This window comes from Aliiglaciecola sp. 2_MG-2023 (genome assembly GCF_030548145.1).
Classification (GTDB): Bacteria; Pseudomonadota; Gammaproteobacteria; order Enterobacterales; family Alteromonadaceae; genus Aliiglaciecola; species Aliiglaciecola lipolytica_A.
Genome location: NZ_JAUORY010000027.1, coordinates 31,081 through 51,036, shown reverse-complemented (window position 1 = coordinate 51,036; position 19,956 = coordinate 31,081). Strand labels below are relative to the sequence as shown.

19 protein-coding genes are annotated in these 19,956 nt (G+C 42.4%); 9 read left to right on the top strand and 10 right to left on the bottom strand.

Translation table 11 applies throughout. The annotated features are described in order from the left end of the window. The first annotated feature begins 82 nt into the window (after window positions 1-82). The 5 genes from Q4567_RS19655 (at window position 83) to panC (ending at window position 4,873) form a co-directional block, all read left to right on the top strand. Window positions 83-1,099, top strand: coding sequence for a LacI family DNA-binding transcriptional regulator (locus tag Q4567_RS19655; RefSeq protein WP_303501879.1), 1,017 nt, complete (start codon window positions 83-85; stop codon window positions 1,097-1,099). Between the two features lie 221 nt (window positions 1,100-1,320). Further along, window positions 1,321-2,634: a polynucleotide adenylyltransferase PcnB gene (gene pcnB, locus Q4567_RS19650; protein WP_216049212.1), complete on the top strand. Its 1,314-nt coding sequence runs from the start codon at window positions 1,321-1,323 to the stop codon at window positions 2,632-2,634. Then, window positions 2,634-3,140 (top strand): 2-amino-4-hydroxy-6-hydroxymethyldihydropteridine diphosphokinase, encoded by a 507-nt coding sequence (gene folK, locus Q4567_RS19645; RefSeq protein WP_303501877.1) that lies wholly within the window; start codon window positions 2,634-2,636, stop codon window positions 3,138-3,140. The genes pcnB and folK overlap by 1 nt, the downstream gene beginning before the upstream one ends. Window positions 3,141-3,198: 58 nt before the next feature. Continuing rightward, window positions 3,199-3,996 carry a 3-methyl-2-oxobutanoate hydroxymethyltransferase gene (panB, locus tag Q4567_RS19640; RefSeq protein WP_216049167.1) on the top strand — a complete coding sequence of 266 codons (798 nt, stop codon included), beginning with the start codon at window positions 3,199-3,201 and terminating at the stop codon, window positions 3,994-3,996. Window positions 3,997-4,021: 25 nt separating this feature from the next. Then, window positions 4,022-4,873, top strand: coding sequence for a pantoate--beta-alanine ligase (gene panC / locus Q4567_RS19635; protein WP_216049168.1), 852 nt, complete (start codon window positions 4,022-4,024; stop codon window positions 4,871-4,873). A gap of 7 nt (window positions 4,874-4,880) precedes the next feature. Here panC and panP read toward each other — a convergent pair whose 3' ends face one another. Next, entirely contained in the window at window positions 4,881-6,509 is a 1,629-nt protein-coding gene (gene panP / locus Q4567_RS19630; protein WP_216049169.1) for a pyridoxal-dependent aspartate 1-decarboxylase PanP, read from the bottom strand. A 217-nt stretch (window positions 6,510-6,726) separates the two neighbouring features. Between panP and Q4567_RS19625 the strand changes: the two genes are divergently transcribed. Further along, entirely contained in the window at window positions 6,727-7,437 is a 711-nt protein-coding gene (locus Q4567_RS19625) for an EAL domain-containing protein (RefSeq protein ID WP_216049170.1), read from the top strand. Between the two features lie 67 nt (window positions 7,438-7,504). Here the strand turns inward: Q4567_RS19625 and Q4567_RS19620 are convergent, their stop codons facing one another. Genes Q4567_RS19620 through Q4567_RS19610 form a run of 3 tightly spaced genes read right to left on the bottom strand, consistent with a single transcriptional unit; the run spans window position 7,505 to window position 9,909 of the window. Then, a complete protein-coding gene (locus Q4567_RS19620) occupies window positions 7,505-8,176 on the bottom strand; it encodes a tRNA (guanosine(46)-N(7))-methyltransferase TrmB (protein WP_216049171.1) in 672 nt (223 codons plus the stop codon). Between the two features lie 30 nt (window positions 8,177-8,206). Beyond that, on the bottom strand, window positions 8,207-8,977 hold the full coding sequence (locus tag Q4567_RS19615) for an ABC transporter permease (protein ID WP_216049172.1): 771 nt from the start codon (window positions 8,975-8,977) through the stop codon (window positions 8,207-8,209). Further along, the gene (locus Q4567_RS19610) at window positions 8,977-9,909 is read right to left on the bottom strand and encodes an ABC transporter ATP-binding protein (protein WP_216049173.1); all 933 of its coding nucleotides are present in this window, start codon (window positions 9,907-9,909) and stop codon (window positions 8,977-8,979) included. Before Q4567_RS19610 ends, Q4567_RS19615 begins: the two co-directional genes overlap by 1 nt. 282 nt (window positions 9,910-10,191) lie before the next feature. Between Q4567_RS19610 and Q4567_RS19605 the strand changes: the two genes are divergently transcribed. Then, window positions 10,192-11,109, top strand: coding sequence for a M14 family metallocarboxypeptidase (locus Q4567_RS19605; RefSeq protein WP_303501869.1), 918 nt, complete (start codon window positions 10,192-10,194; stop codon window positions 11,107-11,109). Window positions 11,110-11,116: 7 nt separating this feature from the next. On the opposite strand, the gene Q4567_RS19600 is transcribed toward Q4567_RS19605, so the two are convergent. Genes Q4567_RS19600 through pdsO form a run of 3 tightly spaced genes read right to left on the bottom strand, consistent with a single transcriptional unit; the run spans window position 11,117 to window position 14,614 of the window. Then, the gene (locus Q4567_RS19600) at window positions 11,117-11,725 is read right to left on the bottom strand and encodes a class GN sortase (RefSeq protein WP_303501868.1); all 609 of its coding nucleotides are present in this window, start codon (window positions 11,723-11,725) and stop codon (window positions 11,117-11,119) included. Continuing rightward, window positions 11,695-13,833, bottom strand: a complete 2,139-nt coding sequence (locus Q4567_RS19595) for a marine proteobacterial sortase target protein (RefSeq protein WP_303501867.1) — start codon at window positions 13,831-13,833, stop codon at window positions 11,695-11,697. Before Q4567_RS19595 ends, Q4567_RS19600 begins: the two co-directional genes overlap by 31 nt. A gap of 10 nt (window positions 13,834-13,843) precedes the next feature. Next, entirely contained in the window at window positions 13,844-14,614 is a 771-nt protein-coding gene (gene pdsO / locus Q4567_RS19590; protein WP_303501866.1) for a sortase-associated OmpA-like protein PdsO, read from the bottom strand. 226 nt (window positions 14,615-14,840) lie between these two features. On the opposite strand from pdsO, the gene pdsR reads away from it, so the two are divergent. Next, a complete protein-coding gene (gene pdsR / locus Q4567_RS19585) occupies window positions 14,841-15,533 on the top strand; it encodes a proteobacterial dedicated sortase system response regulator (protein ID WP_216049178.1) in 693 nt (230 codons plus the stop codon). Window positions 15,534-15,536: 3 nt separating this feature from the next. Continuing rightward, window positions 15,537-17,696 carry a proteobacterial dedicated sortase system histidine kinase gene (gene pdsS / locus Q4567_RS19580; RefSeq protein ID WP_303501864.1) on the top strand — a complete coding sequence of 720 codons (2,160 nt, stop codon included), beginning with the start codon at window positions 15,537-15,539 and terminating at the stop codon, window positions 17,694-17,696. Window positions 17,697-17,733: 37 nt separating this feature from the next. On the opposite strand, the gene Q4567_RS19575 is transcribed toward pdsS, so the two are convergent. The 3 genes from Q4567_RS19575 to Q4567_RS19565 all read right to left on the bottom strand — a co-directional run bounded on the left by Q4567_RS19575 (window position 17,734) and on the right by Q4567_RS19565 (window position 19,850). After that, window positions 17,734-18,624 carry a LysR family transcriptional regulator gene (locus tag Q4567_RS19575; protein ID WP_303501862.1) on the bottom strand — a complete coding sequence of 297 codons (891 nt, stop codon included), beginning with the start codon at window positions 18,622-18,624 and terminating at the stop codon, window positions 17,734-17,736. Window positions 18,625-18,692: 68 nt separating this feature from the next. Then, window positions 18,693-19,391 carry a pirin family protein gene (locus tag Q4567_RS19570; RefSeq protein WP_216049181.1) on the bottom strand — a complete coding sequence of 233 codons (699 nt, stop codon included), beginning with the start codon at window positions 19,389-19,391 and terminating at the stop codon, window positions 18,693-18,695. Between the two features lie 9 nt (window positions 19,392-19,400). After that, window positions 19,401-19,850, bottom strand: coding sequence for a DoxX family protein (locus Q4567_RS19565; RefSeq protein WP_303501859.1), 450 nt, complete (start codon window positions 19,848-19,850; stop codon window positions 19,401-19,403). Window positions 19,851-19,956 lie beyond the last annotated feature (106 nt).

The following is a 19,956-nucleotide window of genomic DNA, read 5'->3' as shown; positions in this document are numbered from 1 at the left end:
ATCAAAGCATTAAGAGTTTTCCTCTCTACTGAAATATCTATTTCGATGGAATTGCCATGAACTGCAGTATTTGGAGATAGTCATGACAAAAAAAGTTCGTTCGCTTTCCGATTTAGCAAAACTCGCTGGGGTTTCAGGTTCAACTGCTTCTAGGGCGCTGAATAACAATAAGTTAATTAGTGCAAAAACCCGCGAGAAAATACAAAAGCTCGCGGCAGCTCACGATTTTAAGATTAATACCGCGGCCCGAAACTTCCGATTGAAAACCTCTAACACCATTGCCGTTATGATTATTAAAAGCTCCGAACATGATCAATCTTTTACTGACCCCTTTGTATTGAATATCGTTGGCATTATTGCCGATGAGCTAAGTCGTCATAAATACGATCTGTTATTGGTGTCCCACAATATTGCTCAAACCAGTTCTCTAGATGATTATTTTACGATGAACCGCGCTGACGGACTGATTGTGTTTGGTCAGGGTGACGATATGGATGCATTTGATAAACTAATAAATCATCAAAAGCCGATAGTGGTTTGGGGTGGTCAATCAAAGAACAGCGACTATGTGACTGTTGGTACTGACAATTTCATGGGTGGGGAATTGGCTACTCAACATTTAGTCAAACAAGGATGTCAGAATATTGTCTTTTGTGGCATGCGTTCCTTTGAAACAGGTTTGCGTTTTGCAGGTTATCAACAGGTTTTGAAAAATGCACAATTGCAACAACCCAATCCGTTAGACATCCACTTTACCTTTGAAGATGCCTACAAAGTAACCTTAGCCTTATTGAAAAATAATCAGTTTAATTACGACGGTATAGTCGCGGCCAGTGATTCAATAGCCTTAGGTATGATGCGAGCATTGAACGAACAAGGAGTTAGTGTCCCCGAGCAAGTGGCAATAGTGGGATATGATGACATTTCAGTGTGTGCATTCACACAACCATCACTAAGTTCGATTCATCAAGACACCCAAAAAGGCGGGGAAGCTTTGGTCTCTGCTTTACTGGATTTACTCAACAAAAAGCCTGTTGACTCTGTGGTGCTAGATACCCAATTAATGATACGAGATTCTAGTTGTCGTAAATTAAACTAGACATAATTTAGATGTATTAGTTGTATTCACAGCCAATTTACTGGCAACTAGCTATATCAACAGATAGAAAATACTCTTCATCCAGTATATCATTGCGCGCCATTAAAATTATTTGTGTTATCAGGAGCCAACGCATCATTTCTCGAGTGATCAAAAAGGTCAAAAATGCTTTGACAAAAAACGCTGACGAATACCATTCGGATTTACTCAATCCGAAGGTTATCACTCGCGGTGAGCATGGCATTTCTAGAAAAGGTATCAGTGATAATGCCCTGAAAGTATTGTACCGCCTAAATGGCGCTGGATTCGATGCATACTTAGTAGGCGGCTGTGTACGTGATCTTATTATGGGACTGCAGCCAAAAGATTTTGATGTCGTTACCAATGCCACTCCTGATGAAGTCAAAGCGCTATTTAGAAACTGTCGTTTAATTGGCCGCCGATTTCGTTTAGCCCATGTCGTTTTTGGTCGTGAAATTATTGAAGTAGCCACATTTAGAGGCCATCACCAAAACTCGGATGACGAAAAAGGCAAAAAACCTACAGAGGTGCTAGGCAAACAAAGTCAAGAAGGTCAAATTCTCAGAGACAACGTTTTTGGCAGTATTGAAGAAGATGCAGAACGTCGCGATTTCACAGTAAACGCGATGTATTACCGCGTCACCGACTTTACGGTGACCGACTTTGCCAATGGCATGCAAGCAATCAAAGACAAACGTTTAGAGCTGATTGGTGACCCTGAAACTCGTTATCGTGAAGATCCGGTTAGAATGTTACGGGCAGTGCGATTTGCAGCCAAACTGAATATGCAAATCAGCCAAGAATCCGCCGCTGCAATTCATCAATTAGGCAGTTTATTAAACAATATTCCGCCTGCTCGCCTGTTCGAAGAAGTTATTAAACTGTTTATTTCCGGACAAGGTTTAAGAACCTTTGAATTAATGCAGGAATATGATCTTATCCAACCGTTATTCCCACAATTGGCGCCCTTGCTAAAAGGCAGCGACAGTCGTGAAAATCAGTTTATTAGAAAAATGCTGATGAATACTGATAACCGGATTAATACCGGTCAAAGAGTAACCCCCGCATTCATGTATGCCGCATTTTTATGGTATCCAATTGAAGAACACTGTCAAAAGCTCATGGACGAAGCAGGTTTGAATCATTTCGATGCATTCAATATCGCGGTCAACGATGTGCTTCACCGACAAATACAACGCATTATGATCCCCAAACGTTTTTCCAGCATGATGCGAGAAATTTGGCTTTTACAATTGCGTTTACCAAAGCGTTTCGGCCGCAGAGCCTATCAAATGTTAGAACATGCCCGTTTCCGTGCAGCCTATGACTTTTTGCTGATTCGTGGACAAATTGAAGGGGGTAAACTGCTTGAGTTAGCTGATTGGTGGACTGAGTTTCAAGAGGTTAGCCCAGATAAACGCAAACAAATGTTAGTTAAACTCCGAGAAGCTGAAGGCGGGCCCGCTCGTCGCACTCGCCGCCGTCCCAAAAGTAAGAAACCCAGCGCCTCCTAATGCAACCCGTAATTAGTTACATAGGTTTGGGTAGCAATTTAGCCGAGCCTGATCAGCAACTGCAACAGGCGTTGCGTGCAATTGACGGTCTCAAAGACACGCACATAAAACAATGCTCAAGTTTTTATGCTAGCAAACCTATGGGCCCGCAAGATCAACCTGATTATGTGAATGCTGTGGTATCAATAGCAACACGATTAGCGCCTTCGGAATTACTCTCCAGCTTACAAACAATTGAACTGACCCATGGCAGACAGCGGAAATCCGAACGCTGGGGACCTAGAACCCTAGATTTAGATATTATTTTGTATGGCAATGAACAAATTCGAAGCGAAGATTTAGTCGTGCCCCATTACGGTATGAAAACACGGGAATTTGTACTATACCCGTTACGTGAGATAGCTCCTGAACTCGTGTTACCATGTGGTGACTCTTTAGTTTCTATACTAAAAAGCGTACCTGAAAATGGGCTCGAAGTAATCAGAACAAATGTGACATGGAAATAATCAAAAGTGAGCAACCATCTAATTTTGTTGCACTTTTCAGTTAGCAGAGGTGATTATTATGACTAAGAAAGTAACTACGTCAAGCTTGTTTAAAATGAAACAAGAGAAACAAAAAATCACAGCGCTAACCGCTTATGATGCCAGCTTCGCCAAGCTATTTGACGAGCAAGGTGTTGATGTGATTTTGATCGGTGATTCACTGGGCATGGTGCTGCAAGGCTGCGACGATACCCTATCTGTTACCATAGATGATATCGCTTACCACACGAGATCCGTTCGTAAAGGAACAAGTCGTGCTTTTGTGGTGGCCGACATGCCATTCATGACATATGCAACGCCAGAACAAACCTATGCCAATGCTGCCACTCTAATGGCCGCTGGCGCTAGCATGGTTAAAGTAGAAGGCGGAGACTGGCTGATTGATACCATTAAGGGGCTAAACTTGCGTGGCGTGCCTGTGTGTGGCCATTTAGGCCTTACTCCACAGTCAGTGCACGTTTTTGGTGGATTTAAAGTCCAAGGTCGTGGCGACTTGCAAGCAGAACGATTGTTCGAACAAGCTGAAGCATTGGCACAAGCCGGTGTTCAGATGTTGGTTTTAGAGTGTGTCCCAGCTCCTTTAGCTGAGAAAATTAGCAAGGCAATTAATATTCCTGTAATTGGTATAGGCGCCGGCGCGCATACCGATGGTCAAATCTTAGTAATGCACGACATGTTTGGCATTAGTGCCAATTACATGCCCAAGTTTTCTAAAAACTATTTAGAAATCACCGGGGATATGCGCGAAGCAGTTAAGGCCTATATTGAAGAAGTGCAAAATGGCGTTTTTCCAAGCGCAGAACATAGCTTTAACTAATAGCTAAGAATATACAGGACACATTATGCAGCAAATTAGTGATATAACACCGCTTAGAGAAATACGCAGAAAATGGCAAAACGATGGTAAAACCATTGCGTTTGTCCCCACCATGGGAAATTTACATAAAGGGCACTTACACCTTGTCGAGCAAGCCAAAAAGCATGCAGACATAGTGGTAGTGTCTATTTTTGTCAATCCATTACAATTTGGACCTGATGAAGACTTGGCCGCATACCCACGCACTATGCAACAAGATATGGCCGCATTAGAAGCCTTAGGGGTAGATGTCCTTTTCACCCCAAAAGCAGAAGATATTTACTCTCGAGGTTTGGAAAAGCAGACTTTTGTAGAAGTGCCCGGCTTGTCCTATATGATTTGTGGAGCGAGTCGTCCCGGCCATTTTCGTGGTGTGGCCACCATAGTGTGTAAATTGTTTAATATGGTACAACCAAATATGGCGTTTTTTGGTGAAAAAGACTTTCAGCAATTACAGGTGATTAAAGCCATGGTCACTGACTTATCAATGAACCTACAAATCTACGGTGTACCAACGGTTAGAGAGGATGATGGCTTAGCAATGTCGTCACGCAACAACTATCTAACTGAGTCTGAACGAGCAAAAGCCCCAGCACTATATAGTTGCTTACAGAAATTGAGTGAAAACATTCAACTCGGGCGACGAGATTTCAGTAATTTGATTCAGCAGTACACTGAAGAACTTAACAATGCAGGATTGAAAGTAGATTATATTGATATTCGTTCCGTGGAATCATTATTGAGTCCCGGTCATGAAGAGACCGAGTTGGTTATTTTGGCAGCCGCATTTTTAGGAAAAACCCGCCTGATCGATAATATTCAAGTGACACTTGAGTAAAATAGAACTAACCAACAGATCTTTTTGACTGTAAAAGAGCTTGATTCTCAAGCTCTTTCCAAGTTTCTGTACGCTTCGCAATATCCAACTGTTCTTCTAATATATTTACCAGATCTTGGTCAGTGGTTAACGGGTTAGCTAATACTACGCGAAATACGGTGAGAAGCTTGGTACCGTAATTTTCAACCGTTAAGCGTGTTCGAGAAACAAAGGATTTACCCGCTTCACGCTGTTGCTTTTGCACTGTGACATTTAATCTGTCCAACATTTCACTTTCGATATCACCATGAGCATTCACCATAGCTGGTTTTACCCGATAAGTTAAAAGTGACAGAGTAGGTGCAGTAATCAACTCAAAATTATCATGTTGGTCAATCAGAGAGGCAAAACGTTGGGCTTTTTCGATACTTTGGTCAATGAGTAACTCATATCCCTCACGACCGAATATATTAAACGCCGAGTAAACCATCATTGCCATGCCGTTACGCGAACCTTCTAATGTGGTCGCACCTAAATCTTTAGAGCCGGCTCGTAAAATATATTGTGCGTGATGTCGCACCGCATTACTGTCTTCAGGGTTTTTAAACACCACAACACCTGCCCCCATAGGAACATACATTTGTTTGTGAGCATCAAGGGTGACTGAGTCTGCTTTGTGTATACCTTTGAGTTTCATTTTATTGCGGTTGGAGAATAAGGTTGCTCCTCCCCAGGCGGCATCCACATGGAAGTGACAGTTTAATTCTTTGGCGACATCGGCCAATTCATCTAGGGGATCAACGTGGCCTGTTTCTGTGGTGCCCGCAATCCCAACAATGGCTAATAATTTGTTTCCACGCTGTTCAAACTGTCGTCCTACTTTCAATGCGTCTTCAGGGGATAAACGTTGACTTTGGCTATCGACGGTCAGCATTTGCTCACGTCCTAAACCTAGAATATCTACGGCTTTAGAAAGTGAGTAGTGTCCTCGCTTGGAAGAGAGAATCCCCATATTGGCATAGCCATAATGTTTTAAACCCGCGGCTAAGCCTTGTTTTGCAACGCCTCGAAAATTTCCGTCGGCAGCTAACGCTTTGTTACGAGCGACCCAGAGCGCGGTAATATTGGCAATGGTTCCACCTGAGCAAAATGCGCCAAGGGAATGTTTTGCACTGTGCAAATGGGTTTTATAAAAAGATTCTGACTCGTTATAAACCAATTCATGCAACATGCCGACAACTTGACGCTCCAAAGGCGTAAACGCTTTGGAAGTTTCAATTTTTACTAAGTTTTGATTCAACCCCACCAGCAGCTTTGCTAAAGGTAAGTGGAAGTACGGCAAAGCAGACGTCATATGCCCAATGAACGTTGGAGCATAAGTATTCACTGAATTGGCGACGACTTTTTCTAACAGCACCTCTGCATGTTTAGAGACAAATTCAGGGGATTCAGGCACTTTGTATTCCTGAAAATTTTGCTCAATATCTTCAAGAGATTTCGCGGTAGTTACAACATGTTGGGAAAGAAAATCCGACAGATTATCTGACAAATGCTCTTCTATTTGCGCGAGTTTGGAATCTTTACCTTCAGGCTTGGTAAATACACGGAACATATGCTCCAAACTGGCAGTCGCTTTACCCACTCGTTGTAACCTCATATGAAAACTTTCAGACGCGGACTTTAGCGCAAATCTGCCACTTCGCCAAATATAAAGCATCCTAAGTTAATAAAAAGTACAGTTTTTTAACAAATCTCAGGAAGTTTCATTTTCTGAACGGAAAAAGTGGTGCTATTGTTGTAATTCCGAGCAAGCCTTATTTATTGATTAAAATAAACCGACGCTCAGAAGTCATAATGCTGTAACGAGGACAATTATGCACATACAAGAAGTCACGGATAATTTTAGTCTGGATAGAATAGTTCCTTTCTTCCAACCTATAATGGACATATCTCAGGAAACGGTTTGGCGTTTTGAATGCCTCGCCAGATTAGTCACTCCAAGTGAACAAACCTTTCTGCCAAGTGAGTTCTTACATGTTATTGAACAACAAGAGTCCGTTGTACAATTGACTGAAACGATTTTGAATCGTAGTGCAAACTATTTTAGAGATCTGAACGCGGCATGGAACATCAATATCAACAAACAAGATATGCTCAATCCAGATTTATTCAATACACTATCAGAAGCGCTTCACGACTACCCTAATCCTAAACGGGTTGGCTTGGAGTTAACGGCTGCTGTAGTGCTTGAAAATATAGATGATTTCCAGTCTTTCGCTGCCCAGTGTCGCAGGTTAGATATCGCCATATACATCGATCACTTTGGTGCTACACCAGGCAATATCAACAGCATCTTAAATCTGCCGGTTAACGGTATAAAGATAGCTGGCGGACTGATTTCTCAGTTAATGGAAAATCAACAAACCTATGAATTTGTAGAACACTTTACGGGTCTGGCAAAAGAGAAAGAAATAAGTGTTGTAGCAGTGCATGTGGAAACTTGGGCAACCTTAGAAAAGTTAAAAGAATTAGGCATTCGATATGCCCAAGGCTACTATTTTAGCGTTCCAAAACCGAATTGTTAGACTGAGGTTTATCCGCTTAAAATCAACAAACAGCGCCGCGAACTAAATAACGCGGCAGCCTAATCAATTACAGGTGACTAACAACCTGCCAACTTTGTTGCCCACTGGCCCAATATTTTCGCTCAAACGGGGTTTGTGGCTCAGCGCTATGATAAGGACTCACAGCGGCCGACTTACCCGCAGTATTTAACGCAACCGCAAACTCTTGGATGTAAATTTGCCAATTACTTCTCACCTCTAATATTCCACCCAGTCCAACTATGTCTTTAAATGCAGCGCAGGCATGCCACCTTCGCTGCACCTGAGATGATTTGGGGTAGGGGTTGGGATACAGTAAAAAATGATGACTCAATTGCCATTGGGCGGAATTAGCCAAGCGCCAAAAGTCATTCACATCCGCACGTACTACTAAATAATTAGGCGCTTTATCGCTGTAATGAACATGTTTATTGGTACGCAATTCAGACTTATCAATTCCCACCACTAACGCATCCGGAAACTGCGCGGCAATGTGCGATGTGCTTTCACCAACACCGCAACAAGAATCAAAAATCAAAGGCTTTCGCAATTCAGGGTCCACTTGCAAACGCCACTTTTTCACATCTTCGAACGCATCCAAAGTATGCTGATTAAAGGGTTTTTGACTAGTGTTGGCTAGATGTCGACGCACCAACTCAGACACTTTTTCATGGGGTCCAAGCTGGTTGCTAGTAATACTTCGCGAATTACCTGTATGCATAATAACTGTATCTTTAACCTTGCTTTAGATTTAACTTCGAATGCCGACACCGCGATTAATTAGTTGATATGCAATGGTGAATAACAACAAGTTAAAACCGACTAACAAGCCTAACGATAACATATAGTCGACATCTGAAACGCCGAGAAAACCGTACCTAAATCCATTAACCATATACACGATTGGGTTGGCTTTACTCACCCACTGCCAAAATTCTGGTAGCAAGGTTAGCGAATAAAAAACACCACCTAAGTAAGTTAATGGGGTAAGAACAAAGGTTGGTACCATACTGATATCGTCGAATGTTTTAGCGTAAACCGCATTAATTAAACCTGCCGTGGCAAACAAAGAGGATGTCAGAATAAGAGTAACGATGATTATCGCTAAATTGTGGATTTGAATATCCACAAAGAACATCGAGACCGTAGTGACAATAATACCAATCAGTATTGCCCGCGCCACACCGCCACCAACAAACCCTAGAACAATAATCCAACTAGGCACCGGCGCTACCAGTAACTCTTCAATATTACGTTGAAATTTGGCACTAAAAAACGAGGAACTCACATTCGCATAAGAGTTGGTGATCACCGACATCATAATTAGACCCGGTACAATAAACTCCATATACGAAAAACCACCCATTTGGCCAATACGCGAGCCAATCAAGCTTCCAAAGATAACGAAGTACAAAGACATGGTAATCGCTGGCGGCACTAGGGTTTGAATCCAGATCCGCAAAAAGCGAGTACATTCTTTAATCCAGATAGTGCGTAAGGCTGTGAAATTGCGATTTGCCATTATGCTGCTCCTGCCTGTTCTTTTCTGCCTTTTTCGACCATTCTGACGAATAACTCTTCTAATCGGTTGGCTTTGTTGCGCATACTCAAAACTGTTACTCCTTGGTCAGTCAACTGACGGAATACATCGTTCAAACCAACATCTTTGTCTACATCCACTTCAAGTGTATGGTCGTCAATATTGCGAAACGCAAAACCTTGTAAAGTGGGTGGTTTTGATTGAACAGGTAAATCCAGTACAAAGGTTTCCATACTCAATTTAGATAAAAGAGCCTTCATACTGGTATTTTCAACAATAATGCCTTTATCAATGATGGCAATATTGCGACATAGCATTTCCGCTTCTTCTAAATAATGAGTGGTTAAAATGATGGTGATACCTTGCTCGTTAATTTCTTTTAGAAAGGTCCACATTGAACGGCGAATCTCAATATCAACGCCGGCTGTGGGTTCATCAAGAATCAACATTTTGGGTTCGTGCATCAATGCCCGCGCAATCATTAAACGACGTTTCATACCGCCAGAAAGCTCTCTTGCCGGCTCATTGCGCTTTTCCCATAGATCCAATTGCGTAAGGTATTTTTCGGCCCGTTGTTTGGCAATACTACGAGGGACACCATAATATCCGGCCTGATTGACCACAATTTGGTAAAGGGTTTCAAATTGATTGAAGTTAAACTCTTGCGGCACTAGACCTATACAGGATTTGGCTTCAACCAACTCAGTATCGACAGAATGACCAAATACGTTTACCGTTCCAGTAGACTTATTGACTAACGAACTGATCACACCAATGGTGGTAGATTTACCTGCGCCATTTGGGCCTAGTAAAGCAAAAAAATCTCCCTCGGAGACTTGTAAATTGATACCCTTTAAAGCCTGTGTACCACCCTTGTAGGTTTTTGTCAGACCAGAAATGTCTAAGGCTTTCATAGCGCTTCCCATTTAACTTTTTATTTTATTTTGGTGAACCTAAACGCCTGCTAATCGCAAACTTAACGGAGGTTCAATCGATCGAATTTGATATAACCTGAAGGAGAGAGAGTCAGGTCAACTTCGAATATGCTGTCATTTTGCCATATTTCAAGTCTGAATAAACAATTAAAGCGTTTTTTAATGACGCTTTATCGTCACTTTGATGCAAAGGTTTACAGCCTGAAACTACAGGTGTTACCTTACCAAAATTTGCAATATTAACGTATGAATAGGAACAACATGAGTTACGAAGAATACGCAATTGGCGTGCCTGGTCAACCTTGGGGCGATGCTGAAAAAGCGCAATGGTTGAATAACCAACAAGTCAAACGGGAATACAAGGTTGAGGTATTGGCAAAACTAGAAGACTTAAAAGGGTCCTTTGAAGTACTTCAATATGGCGCGCTGCCCTATGACCAAGAGCGTTACCCTCTGTTTGCGATCAAAACTAAAGCGTGGAACGACGACAAACCAAGCATTTTAATTACCGGTGGTGTACATGGTTACGAAACTAGCGGTGTACAAGGAGCGATTCGGTTTGTTAAAAGCAAAGCAAAAGCCTATGAAGAGCACTTTAATTTTGTGGTTTTACCTTGCTTAAGCCCTTGGGGTTATGAAACCATTAATCGCTGGGACCCAAAAGCGATTGATCCAAACCGTTCGTTTTATCCTAATTCACCTGCCCCTGAAGCAGCGCTAGCCATGGATTATGTGCAAGGCTTGCAACTAGACCTGTTAGCCCATTTTGATCTGCACGAAACCACTGACACAGACAACTCTGAATTTCGTCCGGCACTGAGTGCAAGAGATGGTATTCATCAGGATGTGTGGGATATTCCTGATGGATTTTATGGGGTTGGAGACAGCAACAATCCGGCTCCTGAATTTCAAAAAGCGGTGATAGATTCGGTAGAAAAAGTCACTCACATTGCGCCCGCTGATGCCGATGGAAAACTCATTGGAACGCCAATGGAACAACGGGGAGTAATTAATTATGACAAACGTAAACTATTCTTATGTGGTGGCTTTTCGGGCGCTAAGTATGTCACCACTACAGAGGTTTACCCGGACAGCCCGAAAGTCGACGACGAAAACTGTATTCTCGCCCAAGTAGCCGCAATCACCGGTGGTCTAGACTACTTAATCAAGCAAATGTAATCTAGTTCTAGGCATCAATTTTCAAAGCCCGCACCACGTATCGCAGTTCAGGATTAGGTGCGGCGCTGTTGAACGGATAACAGGTAATCAAAGTTAGTTCATCATCGATACCAGACTCGGTTAAATTAATCTGATTTTGATGAGCAATCCGCACTTCCAATACTTCATACTGACTAACGTTATTTACCGTTTCTGTGGTTATTACATCGCCAATTTTAATCTCTTGTAACAACGCGAAGTGGGTATCACGGTGCCCCGTAATGACCGCATTACCCGGCTCCCCAGGAAAAGGCGTACTGCTCATATGACCAGGGCCAAATGCCATCACCCTGCCTGTTGCCCCCGCTAAAACATACAAACTTTGGTCAGCAATATTGAGCTTGGCAACAGGCCAGGTATCAGCCCATGCCCAAGGGGCTATTTTTTCACCGCTGTGTAACGACTCAACCCAAGCATCTTCAATTAAATATTGTGCTAACTGTGCTTTGGCATGGATATAGCCGCTGGATGCAAACAAGTATGCACTCATTACAAAACACAGACTCGCCCATTTATAACGCCAAACAATATTCAGCACTTTTCGTCTTAACGGTGCCTTGTGAAAATGACCATACATAATCCAACCCCCATAAGTAGTAACGCTAACATCCATTGTAATTGGGCCGCTGTTGCGGTTTGCGGTAAGGTACCCAACGTCCTTTTAAGTCCTTTGGGTAAATGCGATTTAAGCTGTGCATCCTTACTTGTATTTTGCGCAGTAGGAGTTACATCCACGGCAACCAAACTGGTCATTTCGCTGACCAAATGATGTGCCATCGCCACTTGTTCAATTTGTTTGTTCATTTCATCGTAATCTTGTCCCAACATTTTATCTCGGCCTAATTGGGCAATCTTGCGCCTCGCCCAAAGCACATTTAAACCGGTTTCGCTGCCGCCATTTTGTAAAGACAAAGCCGTCTGCCAATGTTGATTTTTCAAGGATCCAGTGACAATTAAGTTATCCACAGCTTCAGCCCCACGATAACTCACCATAAGCGGCTCACCTTTATATAAATCGGGTAAGTTACGGGGATAGACCTCAACATTTTGCGAAAAGCTCATCATCAAATCAGTTAACAATGGATGGGTCAATTTCGTAAATAAGTTCTGCATCTGTTGTTGCACTGAATCAGTAGAGCCAATATAGGTAAAGGTACCTTTTCCCATCCGCGCCGCTTCAGTCATAAAAAAGCTATTCGGAGCTGAACCAATCCCAACCGTGAACAACCTGCTTTGTTGCAAATTATCTTGAATGTATTCAAACAAGCTAGCCTCGTTACCCACCGAGCCGTCGGTGATAAAAATAACTTGGCGGATGCGACTTTCAGTTTCTTTAAAAGCAGCGCTTGGACTCTGCTGACCTAACGCCAATTGCAGCGCTGACAACATTTCGGTGCCACCATCGGCGCTCAAATTCGCGACATATTCCACGGCTGCCGATTTACTGTTAGTGTTAGCAACTTTGGGAGTGGCCCACATTTTCCTCGCCGTTGAATCAAACTCAACTAAATTAAAAGTGTCACTTTCTGGCAATTGTTGAATGGCATATATGAGCGCTTGTTTCGCTTGCGGCATTGAGTCTCCTGACATTGAGCCAGATGTATCAATCACAAAGATAACTTCCCTAGGCAAATTCAAGGTTTCAGTATCCCCATCAGGTGGCATCAACATCACCATGCCGTAAATGCCCTCTTCGGTACGCTGCACAAAGTGTGCAGCCTTAGGACTTTGATTAGCTTCTGGCTGCCAACTCAGTACAAAGTCTTGATTGGCTATCATGTTTTGCTGTAAGGATATTTCGTAAACTCCGGCTTTTTTCTCTAATTGATGAATGGGGTGGAATTTGCTTTCAATATTTTGCAACGCAAAGCCTGTATTTAGGGCGATATTGATAGCCACTTTATGCATCGGCTCAGGTTCTTGTGCCTGGTTATTCGAAGGAGGGTTTTTCTTGTAGACTGGCGGTGTCATGCCCCAACCGCTATCAGCAACCGCTTGAGTCCCTACATCTAGATTCAATTTAGGTAAGTACCTTGGTGTTACCGTTGTTGGAAATCGCAAACTAAAGGTATTGTTTTCATAAGCTACCGCTTGTTGGTATTCAATAGTCACTTTAATCGACTCACCAGGGCCTATATTTGCCACTGAATTCTTAAATAAATTAGGTCGCTGCTGCACCAACAAACTGGCTTTTTTTCCTTCTCGTTTCGCTTGTTCGTATATGGCTTTGGCTTTCTGTTTAGGATGAATCTGCCCCACAATCCGCCGCTCGCCAATTCGCATTTCCAAATGATCCACTGCGGCGTTCTCGGGTAGCGGGAACACATAAATACCATTCACCCATTCATCACTGATATTAGTAAACGTCTGTGTCACTTTAGCCCGAGCAATTAAGCCGGTAATATTCATGTCTACCCGCGTATCTAAAAGCGGTGACAACAAATACCCTTGCTCTCCCTGTTTTTGTAAAAACAAACTTCCCTGTTCAACTTGTTGATAATCATCTACATACACAGATGAGTTAGCACCATCTACAGATTCATAGGACACATCTATTTTGAACCTAGATTGGCTAGTGGATGGCTCATCGGTACTTTCATCCTTGAAAAAGGGCGTTGCATATTGCACCGCTCCTAAGATAAAAAGTAGCGAAAGGACGATGACAAATCTCAGACGCTTAATCACTGTCGCTCTCCTATAGGTTTGATGCAGTCATCGATTGTTGACCTTCAGCAACTCGAATTAGCACTCGACGATCAAAGAAGAAGTCTTCGTTGTTAGCTTCGGCCGAGACTGGCTGCGTTTCACCGAAAGACAAAGTAAGTACTTGCTTATCATCAACCCCCTGAGATAAAAGATAGTCTTTAACACTCACTACGCGCTGTTCAGACAATGCTTGATTGAAAGAGTCATCACCACGGCTGTCAGAAAAGCCCGACAAGCTGACCACTAAATTAGGGTTGTTTTTTAATCCTTGTGCAACTAAATCTAACTGCGGTTTAAAGTGCGACTCGAGTACATAGGACGCCGTTCGGAATTGAATATTTGATTCCATTTCTTGCATCACTCGCTCAATCTCATTATCCATGGCAACCAATTGCACTTGGTTTTCTTGTTGCGCCTGTTCATATTGCTGTTGTAACGCGATTAACTGAGCTTCTTGACGAGCAAGTTGTTCTTGTTGTTGCGATAGTTGGGCATAGCTTTTCGTCAATTCGTTTTCACTTGCCTCCAGCGCATTGTCACTGTTTACATCTTCGGCAATCATCACCCCAAAAAGACCACCAACTATTGCACCAACCGGCCCCGCAACCAATGCACCTGCCACCGCACCAGACCCAAAACCAATGGCTCCATTAGTTTGCTCTTCTGTTGTTCTTGATTTGGAAACCCCGTCTGCAGCCAAAACATTTGTCGAAAGACTTAAAGCGATTGCGGTAAGTGGAAATAAAATACGTTTTTTCATAGTTGTTCTCCAAAAGAGTAAGTTGTTTTAGTTTGTGTTGTTTCGATGGAGTCTATTTAAGCGGGACTTTCTGTCATCAAATGCAGGCAAAAATGGCAATGTGGTGAGCAAATGTGGCGAAAAAATGGAAATTGCATTTATTCAGCTAAAAGGCCATGGGCTGAACAAATTTTTGCGATATAGTTGTTATCACTAAATAGAAACAGTTAGAAAAAGCGGTAAATTGATGTCAAAACGTATTGCCATAGTCGAAGATGACCCAGCGATTAGAGATAATTATGCATCGGCGTTGCAAAAACAGGGCTACGAAGTATTTACTTATGCTAGTCGTATTGATGCAGAGCAGGCCTTTATGCAGCGATTACCTGACTTAGCTGTAGTCGATATTGGCTTAAATGAAGAAATAGACGGCGGCTTTATGTTATGTCAGCAACTTCGTTCATTATCGAAAACCCTACCAATCATCTTTTTTACCGCTAGAGACAATGATTACGACACAATTTGTGGTTTACGCATGGGTGCCGACGACTATCTAACCAAAGACATTAGTTTGCCTCATTTACTGGCTCGCATCGCCGCCTTGTTCAGACGCACCGAACTACTCAATCAACCGCAAGTTGCTACTGATTTGATCGAGTCTGGTGCCTTACTCATGGACAGCAATAGAATGACCGTTAGCTGGCACGGTCAATCCATAGAACTAACCGTGACTGAGTTTTGGATGTTACATGCCATTGCCAAATATGCTGGCCATGTGAAAAGTCGCCAACAACTTATGGATGAATCAAAAATGGTAGTTGATGACACTACTATTACTTCGCATATTAAGCGTATTCGTAAGAAGTTTATGCAATTAGATGCCGAATTCGATCGCATTGAAACCGTCTACGGCATGGGCTATCGCTGGAAATCTAGTTAGTTTATGAACCGTCTTCGCTTTGGCATCCGCTTAAAACTATTATTACTGTCGTTATTTCTATTTACCATTCCATGGCTGGGGTATCAGTACGTGTGGGAATTGGAAAGCTACCTGCGCACCGGTCAGGAACAGACAATGGAAGGCACCGCCCGAGCAGTTGCTACGGCGCTACATGAACGACCAACATTATTTGATAGCCAGTCATCTTATTTGCAAGATGTAAAACCCGGAACGGATCTTTACGCCCATAAAATTGTTGATCCAATACAATTAGACGGCCAGCTAGATGATTGGGTTGATTATCGCCACTTATCTTTGCACTACGCAGAAATGCAGTTAATCGAACAAAATGTATTTTATGATCCCGAGAGTTTCTATTTCGAGCACATGGTCGGGCAATATAATAAGTATCTGTATGCCATGTTTGAGGTGGTGGATGATCACTTGGTTTATCGCCCCAAAAATAGTCTTAGAGTCGATAGAAATGACTATTTATTAATTGCGGTAACCGATCCCCAAGGAGAATTCAGACGATATATTGTCGCGCCCCAGCAGTCTGGTTGGGTAAACGCCTATTTACTTGATGAAAACCCTGAATCTTTGCGTCCTCTATCATTGGAAACCGCTATCCAAGGTAACTGGCAGGAAACTGAAAATGGTTACAACATAGAACTGCGTTTTCCATTAGAAATTATGTCCAGCAAAATTGCCTTTGCTATAGCAGATGTGGACGATTTACAAAGCCGAGAACGTAAATATATTATTGGCACTGCCAATCCTAACCAGTCCGATTCTTTAGGTACTGTACTTGTTCCCTCCCCTGAAATTGAGAAGATTTTAAAAGGTTTAAAATACTCTAATGCTAGAGTTTGGGTAGTGGATAAACACATGCGTGTGCTCGCCCGCTCGGGTTCGATTCAAGATGCAACTGGCGTGCGTATTGCTCCCAAACCGCGAAAGCGCGATACACTCTGGCATCGAATTGAACAAGATTGGTTATTCCCGCTGTATTATCAAATACTCACAAAACCGCCAGCAGGGTTCGTTGATGAATTGGAAAATGCCTATGCACTGAAAGGCCAAGATTTAGCCAAAGCATTAACGGGTACGGCTAGCTCTCAGTGGCGCTTATCACCGGACAACAAAGCCGTAGTGTTATCTGCAGCCCACCCAATATTTATCGATGAACAAGTGATGGGAGCTGTGGTAGTTGAGCAGACTACCCACGGTATCCGCACCCTAAGAAACCGTGCACTAGAACAGCTATTCCACGTGATAATTGCCGTGGTATTTTTAGGCACCGCAGCGCTGTTTTTATTTGCATCTCGGATCTCGTTTCGGATCAGTAAACTGCGCAACGAGACTGAATCTGCAATTGATGAAAACGGTAAAATCTTGGGGAATATTCCCCGTTCCAATACCCAAGATGAAATCGGTGATTTATCTCGAACCTTTCACAGCGTTTTAGACAAATTACAACAATATAATCATTATTTGGAAAATATGAGTTCCCGCTTATCCCATGAACTACGTACCCCTGTGGCCATTGTTAAGTCGTCATTAGAGAACTTATCCATGGAACAAAATAACGGCAATGACGAACAGGAAAAACAGCAATATATTGAACGTGCACAATCAGGCATTCATCGCCTCAGTAAAATTCTCAGCAACATGAGTGAAGCCACTCGTCTTGAACAAGCGATTCAATACAGTGAAAGAGAAAATTTTGAGTTATCCGAATTACTCATGGGTTGCACAGAAGGTTATCGAATTGCTTATCCGCAAAATAAATTTGCTTTAAATACCCACAATTTGATTAAAAATTTAAATGGCTCGCCAGAATTGTTTGCACAGATGCTAGATAAAATAATAGCCAATGCCGTGGAATTTAGCCCTGTACACAACACAATAATGTTATCGTTGATGGAAAAAAATGGCTATATGGAGCTGACCATCGCCAATACTGGGCCCAAATTGCCAGAGAATATGCATGAACAGTTACTCAACTCCATGGTTTCGGTAAGAGATCACCAAGTTAATCACGAAACACACTTAGGCTTAGGCCTTTATATTGCCAAAATCATCGCTGAATATCACAAAGCAAAAATCAATATTCAAAACCGTGAAGACGAAAAAGGTGTGGAAGTGGTTATCCGCTTGTAACAACTGTTTTTAGCCTCAAAGGATATTATCGCTTAACCTAAAACCACTGATGATTCTTGCCTTGCTCAATAAACCACGCCAAGGCTTTAGCTGATTTATGCTTCTCCCATGCCATATACACAGGTACCGCAGGACGGTGCAAAGATGTGGCTTTCGCCACCAAGTCTCCGCTATCCAATTGTGATTCAATTAGATGAAGAGGTAAAAATCCAATACCTAAACCTTGCACTTGTGCATCGCGCTTAGCCATCATATTCTGAACCCTGATCACTTGTTTACTTTCAAATAATCCACTTGAACGTTCTGGCAAATTGCGCGAACTGTCGGCTACAACAATTGCGGGATATTGTTTAATATTCTGGCCTTCTAATATTCCGATAAAATCCGCCAACGGATGCTTTTTAGCCACAACAAACACAAATTCAATTTCGCCTATTTGATGCACAGCATAGGGTCCTTTGGGTAATTCCCCGGTGACTCCAATTGCCAAGTCACAACGGTTTGAATATAGCGCATCCCACCCACCAGCTAACGCTTCTTCAATTAGCGTAATTTCAACTTGTTTATCTAAACAACAAAACCCTTTAATCAGCTCAATTACGGGTTTATTCGGCATAATTGTATCTTTGGCAATCGGCAGTTGGGTTTCCCAGCCAGACTCCACTTGTTTCACTTTTTCTTCGAGTCGTTCGGCCGCATCAAGAATCCCTTGACCTTCATTCAGCAATATCAGGCCAGCCTGAGTTAAAGTCGCGCGTTTGCCACTGCGATCAAAGAGTTCCACCCCCAGTTCTGACTCCAACTTTTGCATTGTGTAAGTGAGTGCAGACGGCACTTTGAATAATGCTTTGGCCGCTTCAGAAAAACTGCCTTTACGCTCAATTGCGTGCAACACTCTTAGCGATTCCAATGAAATTGCGTGATGCATAGTGTAGGTTCCTTAAACGCAAAAAAGAGCCTGAGGTATTACCTCAAGCTCTGATGTAATTGATCACTCTAGCTCGGCAAATCGAATAACAAAGCCACAAGCTGCTGTTCAGTTGAATTTTCTAACTTCAAGCTTAATTCATCTTCGATTTTCAAACCGTCTCCAACATCAAGTACGTCTGAATTAACCGTTAAACTTCCTTCTACCTGATGAATGTAATACTTACGATCTTCATCAATATCCAGTTCGATAATTTGCCCTGGCGCTAGAATTAATTGGCTTAACGACGCATCTTGTTTAATCGATAATGTGCCATTCTCACCTGTTGCCGTAATAATGGGTGTAATGCCTAATTTCGAACCAAAGTCTTTTTGCTGATAACTAGGCTTGCCATCAAATTCGTTGGGTTCAATCCATATCTGTAAAAAGGTCAAGGGTTCAGTAGGCGAAGCGTTATATTCACTATGCTGAACTCCTTTTCCAGCTGACATCAACTGAAATTCACCTTTGGGTAAAGATTGTACATTCCCCATACTATCTTTGTGCTCAATCACTCCGTGGGTAACGAAACTAATAATTTCCATATTGCGGTGACCGTGAGTGCCAAATCCAGCGTCAGGCGAAACCTTGTCATCGTTAATCACTCGTAATTTTGAGAACCCCATGTGTTTCGGATCATGATAGGAACCAAACGAAAATGTATGTTTGCTATCAAGCCAACCAAAGTTAGCTTTGCCTCTATCGGCAGCTTTACGTAGCGTCAACATGGCGTACTCCTACAAAGATAACTTGTTAGCAATTAAAACATCCAAACCCAATTTTCCTGAACCGGAAATGGCTAAGGAAACAGACGCTGCCAACAAAGCTAAACCAAACTCATATCCACCGTTGGACATAAACAGACCATTATCAATATGTACTGTAAATATAGCCACTAGCATAGTAATTGCCGTTACTATTGCTGCTGGACGAGTTAACAAACCCATTAGAAGAAATAATCCACCAAAGAACTCTCCTGCTCCAGCCAACAACGCCATCAAATAACCAGGCTCTAACCCCAGTGACGACATAAACTGAGCGGTACCTTCTAAACCGTAGCCACCGAACAGACCAAACAACTTCTGGCTACCGTGGGCAATAAAAATTATTCCTACTGGAATTCTTAATGCCAATGGTGAAAACCCTTGGTCTGAATTAAAAACTTTCGCTAAAAACGTTCCACTCATAACAATACCCTCAATTTATTTGAAATTAAAATATTTGAAGAATCTCCTTCAAATTCGTTGATAAAGAGTATATAGACGGAAAAAGAAATTAAAATCGGAACATTTT